We start from the raw sequence: 6,341 nt of genomic DNA, 5'->3' as shown, positions 1-6,341 counted from the left end.
TGAATATATAATTATATAGTATAATTATAAGAAAAAAATATATTTGGAGTAAATTATTATGTCATTAGAAAAGAATTTTGAAAAAGAACTTATTAAGAAATGTGAAATAGCAGAAAAAGAGTGTGGTTGTTCTCAAAAAAGACTTTTATTAACAATAGAGAAGTTTGGCGGAGTAAGAACAGTTCAAGAAATTTTACGTAAAGGTAGAGTTTCAGATGGTTTTGATAAATTACAAAAGGTAAATCGTTTAGATCTTACTATGGAAGCTACTATTGTTGAAATTAAATACAATGAACTTTTCACAGATGAGGAAGTAAATAGTTGCCATGAACTTCTTTGTGAATATGGATATTATAGATAAATAAAGATGAGATAGAAATTAGTTGAGACTGTAGAGAATTTTGTTTTTATGCAAGTTTTCTACAGTCTCAATTATTTTTAAGAAATATTCTTATTGAAAATAAGCTAAAATTAACTTGAGATAATTTAAAATATTTTTAGTGTGTGATTTTTAAATTTGTATATAGCAATTTAAAGTAGATGAGGTTTTAATATATTTTTAATTGATGATTTTATTTATACTATTAATTATTTGGACAAGCTCCTTTGGAGATTCAGGAAGATCATTTTCTAACCAAGTTTCAATGATTGAAATACAACCACCAACAGAATATCTCATATAGTAATTAGCACTAGTTTTATTTATTAAATTATTATTATTAAATAGCTCCATTAAATCTATTTGATTTGCAATATTTAAAATACGATTTAATATACTACTATCTCTTTCATTACAAAATAGAACCTTGCATAAATCTTTATTTTCCTTAATTAATTCAAGTACATTAAGAAGTAGTAAATTATTGTATTCTTCTATTGGAATTTCTCTTATATATTTTAAAATTTGATTGAATAACTCGTCTTCCATAGACTGAAACAAGTCAAAGGCATCTTTATAGTGAGTATAAAATGTTCCTCTATTAATATCAGCTTTCTTACAAATATCAGTAACAGTAACTTGATGAATTTCTCTAGTTTTAAGCAATTCTATTAAGCTTTCCTTAATAACCTTCTTAGTATATAAAGTTCTACGATTTCCATTAACACCAGCCATATATACCTCTCCTTTTAATATCTAGTGTATATAATAACACTTATATTCTTTTATATATTTAAAAATCTATTGATTTTAATATTCTTTAACACTTACATAATTTAAAAAAGAGTGTTTAATATCTATTAAATAGTGTCTTTAAGGTATGTTTGAAAATAAATTTTACTTTAAAACATAGTTTAGATAATTTAATGTTAAATGTTATTAAATAAACAAATTAATTTTAAATGTTCATTTAATAACGTTAAGAAATTATGTGATTATTGTTTATGGTGTTTTATTAACTTATACTATTTATTATAAAATTAAATGAACAAAGTGTCTATTTAATAACTTTGAGTATATAGTAATTTTTATAATATATTTGTTGGTTTAGGGAGGAATAAGATGGCATATATAGATGTAATTGATGTTCATAAGAGATATAAAATTGGTGAAAACATAGTTGTTGCTAATAATGGAATTAATTTTTCTATTGATAAGGGAGAATTTGTTGTTATTTTAGGACCAAGTGGAGCAGGAAAATCAACTACACTTAATATTTTAGGGGGAATGGATAGCTGTGATGAAGGTAAAATAATTATTGATGAAACTGATATATCAAAATTTAGTAATAGAGAGCTTACTAAATACAGAAGATATGATGTTGGATTTGTATTTCAGTTTTATAATTTAGTACAAAACTTAACTGCAAAGGAAAATGTGGAACTTGCCACTCAAATTTCAAATAATGCTTTAGATGTTGAGAAAACTTTAGAGTTAGTTGGGCTTGGACATAGAAAAGATAATTTCCCATCACAATTATCTGGTGGAGAGCAACAAAGGGTTTCTATTGCTAGAGCCATTGCAAAAAATCCAAAACTTTTACTTTGTGATGAGCCAACAGGAGCTTTAGATTATAGTACAGGTAAGCAAATTTTAAAAATACTTCAAGATACATGTAGAAAGATAGGAACTACGGTAATAATAATAACTCATAACTCAGCAATAGCACCTATGGCTGACAAGGTTATTAAGATTAATGATGCAAAAGTTAGAAGTATTGAGATTAATTCTAATCCAATCTCAGTTGAAGAAATAGAGTGGTAGGAGTGAATAGTTTTAGATGAAGGCATATCAAAAGTCCATAGTAAGAGAAATTTTATCATCAAAAGCTAGATTTTTTTCTATAATGTTAATTATATTTTTAGGGGTTGCCTTTTACTCTGGAATAAAATCAGCAGGTCCAGATATGAATAAAACCATAAACAAGTTTTATAATAATGAAAATCTTATGGATAGCAAAATTATTTCAACTTTAGGATTAAGTGATAAAGATTTAGAATTAATTAAGAATGATCCTAATATCTTAGATTATTATGGTACTCATAGTATAGATGCAAACTTAACTAATATGAGTAATGTGGTTAAGTTTATGGAGTATAATGTAAAAAATAATATAAATAATTTAGTTGTATTAGAAGGTAAGTTACCAGAAAAAAGTGGAGAAATAGCTTTAGATGAAAGAGCTTTTAAGTTAAATAAAAACTTAAAAATTGGTGATTACTTTACAATTGACGCTGATGAAAATACAATGAAGAACTTTAAAGAAAATAAGTTTAAAATTGTTGGGATTGTAAAAAGTCCAATGTATATTGAAAAAGAGTCAAGAGGATCAACCACTGTTGGAAAAGGAATTATTGATTATTTTGGTGTATTAAATATTGAAGATATAAATATGGGTGCTTACACTGAAATATATGTAAGATTTAAGAATGTACAAGGCCTTAATGCTTATGGAGATGAGTACAAGGAATTAATGGAAGAGAATAATAAATACCTTGAAGATTTATATTCTAATAGAAAAATAGAGAGAGTTGAAGAGATAAAATGGGAAGCTAAAAAAGAGTTTAATAAGGCTTATGAAAAGTTAAATGAAAATGAAAAGTTAGCAGAAGGAAGAAAAGAAATTGAAGAAAAAGAAAAATCAACTTTAAATGATTTCAATGAATGTAATTACTACGTATTTGATAGGACTGATAATCCAGGATATTCAGGATATAATGATTCTATTAATAGTTTAGATAGCATTGCATCAGTATTACCTGTATTTTTCTTTATAGTGTCAGTCTTAATTTGTTTAACAACAATAACAAGAATGGTAGAGGAAAAGAGAATAGAAATAGGTACTATGAAAGCCTTAGGATATGGAGATTTTGAAATTTCCTTAAAGTTTGTAATATACGCAGCTTTAGCAAGTATTATAGGATGTCTACTTGGAATATTAGTTGGAAGCAACATTCTTCCTAATATAATAAGCAATGCTTATACAAGTTTATATGATTTACCTAATATAGATACTTATTATTATTCATCTTATATAATTCAAGCTTTAGCAATATCTATACTATGTACAGTGGGAGCAGCCTCATTTGTTGTAAGAGTTGAACTTAAAAATAAACCAGCAAATCTTATGAGACCAAAGGCTCCAAAACTAGGCAAAAAGATATTATTAGAAAGAATTACACCAATTTGGGAAAAATTAAACTTCAATCAAAAGGTAACATTTAGAAATATATTTAGATATAAACAGCGTATGCTTATGACTATATTTGGTATTGCTGGATGTATGGCGCTTCTTGTTACTGGATTTGGACTTAAGGATTCAAATACTGGAATGGTTGAAAAGCAATTCGATAAGTTATGGAACTATGAAACTATGGTAGTATTTGGAGATAATCATACAGAATTAGAGATTCAAAAATATAATGAAATTTTAAAGGAATTACCTGGATATGAAAATAATTTAAGAATGCACCAAGAATCAGTAACCTTTAGCAAAGAAGGAATGAATAAGCAGACAGTTAGTCTATATGTACCTCAAAATAAAGATGAGCTAGATAAATTTATAGTTTTAAATGATAGAATTTTAGGAAAAAAATATGAGATTCCAGATGAGGGAGTTGTTATTAATGAAAAGTTAGGAAAACTTTTAGGAGTATCCATTGGAGATATAATAACCTTTAAGAATGAAAATAATAATACTTATGATGTAGAAGTAAAGGAGATAGCTGAAAATTACATTATGCATTCAATATATATGTCACCATCATATTACGAAAAAGTATTTGGAAAGAAAGCTAATTATAATACAGATCTTATAAACTTTGATAAGAATAAGATAAATGAAGATGAAATTTCTTCAAAGCTTATGGAGTGCAAGAATGTTGTGAATGTAACAATGACATCACAAATAGAAAAGACAACTAAAGAATCAGCAGCTAACATGAATGTAGTAATGCTAGTAATAATATTATCAGCAGGATCATTAGCTTTTGTAGTTTTATATAATCTAAACAATATAAATGTCTCTGAACGTATAAGGGAACTATCAACAATAAAAGTTCTTGGATTCTTTGATGATGAAGTTACAATGTATATATTAAGAGAAAATATAATCTTAACCTTATTAGGAATATTGGCAGGGGCAAGTTTAGGAAAGATTTTACATGCCTTTATAATAAAGACATCAGAAACAGATACTATGATGATGTATCCTAATATAAACATAACAAGCTATATATTCTCAGCTTTAATAACTATACTTTTCACAGTAATAGTTATGATACTTATGCATGTTAAGTTAAGAAAAGTTAATATGATTGATGCATTGAAATCAAATGAGTAAAAAAGAAAATGGGATGTATTAAGTTTTATTAATATTTATTTTAATACACACCCTTTTTCTTTAATTTATTATAAATAAGAAAATATATGAATCTTTTAGTTAATTAGTAAGCTGTAAAATTTTAAAAAATGTAATTAAATATTTGTGTGGTGATATAATATAAATACTTGGAGGGATTTATTATGCGCTTTGAACAGGATTATATTAAATAATTAATTGGATATTATTGGGGATAAATATGGAAAATTTAGTTTTTAAAGAAGATATTATTTTAAATATTGAAGATATACTGTATCTGTATAATGATGTTGGGTGGAGTTCATATACTAAAGACATAGAGTCTTTAATTAAAGCAATTAAAAATTCATTAAAAGTGGTAAGTGTTTGGGATAAGGATTTGTTGGTAGGTTTGATAAGAGTTGTAGGAGATGGACATTCTATAATTTATATTCAAGATATTTTAATATTACAAAAGTACCAAAACAGAGGAATCGGAAAAAGACTTATAGAAATTATTTTAGATAAATATAAAAATGTTAGGCAAAAAGTACTTTTAACAGATAAAGAGGAGAAAAATATTTTATTCTATAAAAAAGTTGGATTTTCTATGGCTGAAGAATTTTGTTGTGTATCATTTGTAAAGTTTTAATATTAGTTATTAATGAATGTTAAGATAGAATATATTTTTATTTTAAATTCACTGCATAATTAATTTGATTTTTCTTTTAATAAAAGATATATATTAAATAAAGTACCTAGCATACATATAGACATAGATATAATGGATATCCAATCCCTACTTTTTTGCCATATTAAGAATGAGAAAAATATTATTATGATTAATATGGCTAATAAAATGGTAATGACTATATTAATAAGAGTATTATTTAATGATTTTTTTTTATTATCTTTGTTGGTATTCATAGTATTCTCCTTTATAAATTTTATTTTTATTTTTATTTTTAGTATGAATTAAAATTTATAAAAATACAAGACTTCTAAAATTATGAAATTAATGTTAAAATTATACTGTTAAGTGTTTTGAGTTTATTAACAAATAAAAAAGATTTATAAATAGATATTAAAAAATAATCAGCAATAATCAAAAATATGCTGATTATTTTTGTACTATCTTGATTTGATGAGAATTAAAAGACTATGGAAAGTAGATTGTATTATTAAAGATACAATACTTTAAGAAACTTTAGGAGGAGTTTTTATGAAAAATCCAGATAAATTAAGTAAAAAAGAAAAAATGGAGTTATTAGAAAATAATTTATTAGCACGAGTTTATGATTTAATTTTAAATGAACAAACTTCTGAAGAGGAACGTAGCATATTGGTTGAATTTAAAAATGCAGTTGAAAGTGGAAAAGATTTTGACTTAGAAATAATGAAATTAGCTGAATCTTTAAGACTATTAGCACTTAGTAAGTTTAAATATAAAGAAAAACTTAGTGATGAAGTTGGTAAGCTTTATATGGACATTTCTACTACAGGACTATTCGAGAAAAATTTAGCTATTGGTTTGTGTGCAACTAAACTTTGGTTTCAATAAAA

Annotated in this window: 7 protein-coding genes; 5 read left to right on the top strand and 2 right to left on the bottom strand. The window is 25.1% G+C overall.

Translation table 11 applies throughout. The features are described from left to right. Positions 1-58: 58 nt before the first annotated feature. A complete protein-coding gene (locus Q1J60_RS04480; protein ID WP_300259020.1) occupies positions 59-361 on the top strand; it encodes a hypothetical protein in 303 nt (100 codons plus the stop codon). A 198-nt stretch (positions 362-559) separates the two neighbouring features. Here the strand turns inward: Q1J60_RS04480 and Q1J60_RS04475 are convergent, their stop codons facing one another. Continuing rightward, positions 560-1,114 (bottom strand): TetR/AcrR family transcriptional regulator, encoded by a 555-nt coding sequence (locus tag Q1J60_RS04475; RefSeq protein ID WP_300259017.1) that lies wholly within the window; start codon positions 1,112-1,114, stop codon positions 560-562. A 387-nt stretch (positions 1,115-1,501) separates the two neighbouring features. Here Q1J60_RS04475 and Q1J60_RS04470 point away from each other — a divergent pair, with 387 nt between their 5' ends. The 3 genes from Q1J60_RS04470 to Q1J60_RS04460 all read left to right on the top strand — a co-directional run bounded on the left by Q1J60_RS04470 (position 1,502) and on the right by Q1J60_RS04460 (position 5,430). After that, positions 1,502-2,203 (top strand): ABC transporter ATP-binding protein, encoded by a 702-nt coding sequence (locus Q1J60_RS04470; RefSeq protein WP_300259014.1) that lies wholly within the window; start codon positions 1,502-1,504, stop codon positions 2,201-2,203. Positions 2,204-2,219: 16 nt separating this feature from the next. Further along, positions 2,220-4,781 (top strand): FtsX-like permease family protein, encoded by a 2,562-nt coding sequence (locus Q1J60_RS04465; RefSeq protein ID WP_300259011.1) that lies wholly within the window; start codon positions 2,220-2,222, stop codon positions 4,779-4,781. A gap of 238 nt (positions 4,782-5,019) precedes the next feature. Continuing rightward, a complete protein-coding gene (locus tag Q1J60_RS04460) occupies positions 5,020-5,430 on the top strand; it encodes a GNAT family N-acetyltransferase (RefSeq protein WP_300259008.1) in 411 nt (136 codons plus the stop codon). A 59-nt stretch (positions 5,431-5,489) separates the two neighbouring features. Here the strand turns inward: Q1J60_RS04460 and Q1J60_RS04455 are convergent, their stop codons facing one another. Then, the gene (locus Q1J60_RS04455) at positions 5,490-5,705 is read right to left on the bottom strand and encodes a hypothetical protein (protein WP_300259006.1); all 216 of its coding nucleotides are present in this window, start codon (positions 5,703-5,705) and stop codon (positions 5,490-5,492) included. Positions 5,706-6,000: 295 nt separating this feature from the next. Here Q1J60_RS04455 and Q1J60_RS04450 point away from each other — a divergent pair, with 295 nt between their 5' ends. After that, complete coding sequence (locus Q1J60_RS04450; protein WP_300259004.1) at positions 6,001-6,339, top strand: bacteriocin immunity family protein; 339 nt, start codon at positions 6,001-6,003, stop codon at positions 6,337-6,339. The last annotated feature ends 2 nt before the right edge of the window (positions 6,340-6,341 follow it).

Origin of the sequence: Clostridium sp., from assembly GCF_029258205.1 — a bacterium.
Classification (GTDB): Bacteria; Bacillota; Clostridia; order Clostridiales; family Clostridiaceae; genus Sarcina.
Note: the sequence above shows the minus strand (reverse complement) of the source record. Positions and strands in the feature narration are given on the sequence as shown.

Bases quoted from the DNA above. Each gene is read 5' to 3' on its own strand.
- Q1J60_RS04475 (WP_300259017.1), bottom strand. From the start codon at position 1,114: ATGGCTGGTGTTAATGGAAATCGTAGAACTTTATATACTAAGAAGGTT.
- Q1J60_RS04465 (WP_300259011.1), top strand. From the start codon at position 2,220: ATGAAGGCATATCAAAAGTCCATAGTAAGAGAAATTTTATCATCAAAA.
- Q1J60_RS04470 (WP_300259014.1), top strand. From the start codon at position 1,502: ATGGCATATATAGATGTAATTGATGTTCATAAGAGATATAAAATTGGT.
- Q1J60_RS04450 (WP_300259004.1), top strand. From the start codon at position 6,001: ATGAAAAATCCAGATAAATTAAGTAAAAAAGAAAAAATGGAGTTATTA.
- Q1J60_RS04480 (WP_300259020.1), top strand. From the start codon at position 59: ATGTCATTAGAAAAGAATTTTGAAAAAGAACTTATTAAGAAATGTGAA.
- Q1J60_RS04460 (WP_300259008.1), top strand. From the start codon at position 5,020: ATGGAAAATTTAGTTTTTAAAGAAGATATTATTTTAAATATTGAAGAT.
- Q1J60_RS04455 (WP_300259006.1), bottom strand. From the start codon at position 5,705: ATGAATACCAACAAAGATAATAAAAAAAAATCATTAAATAATACTCTT.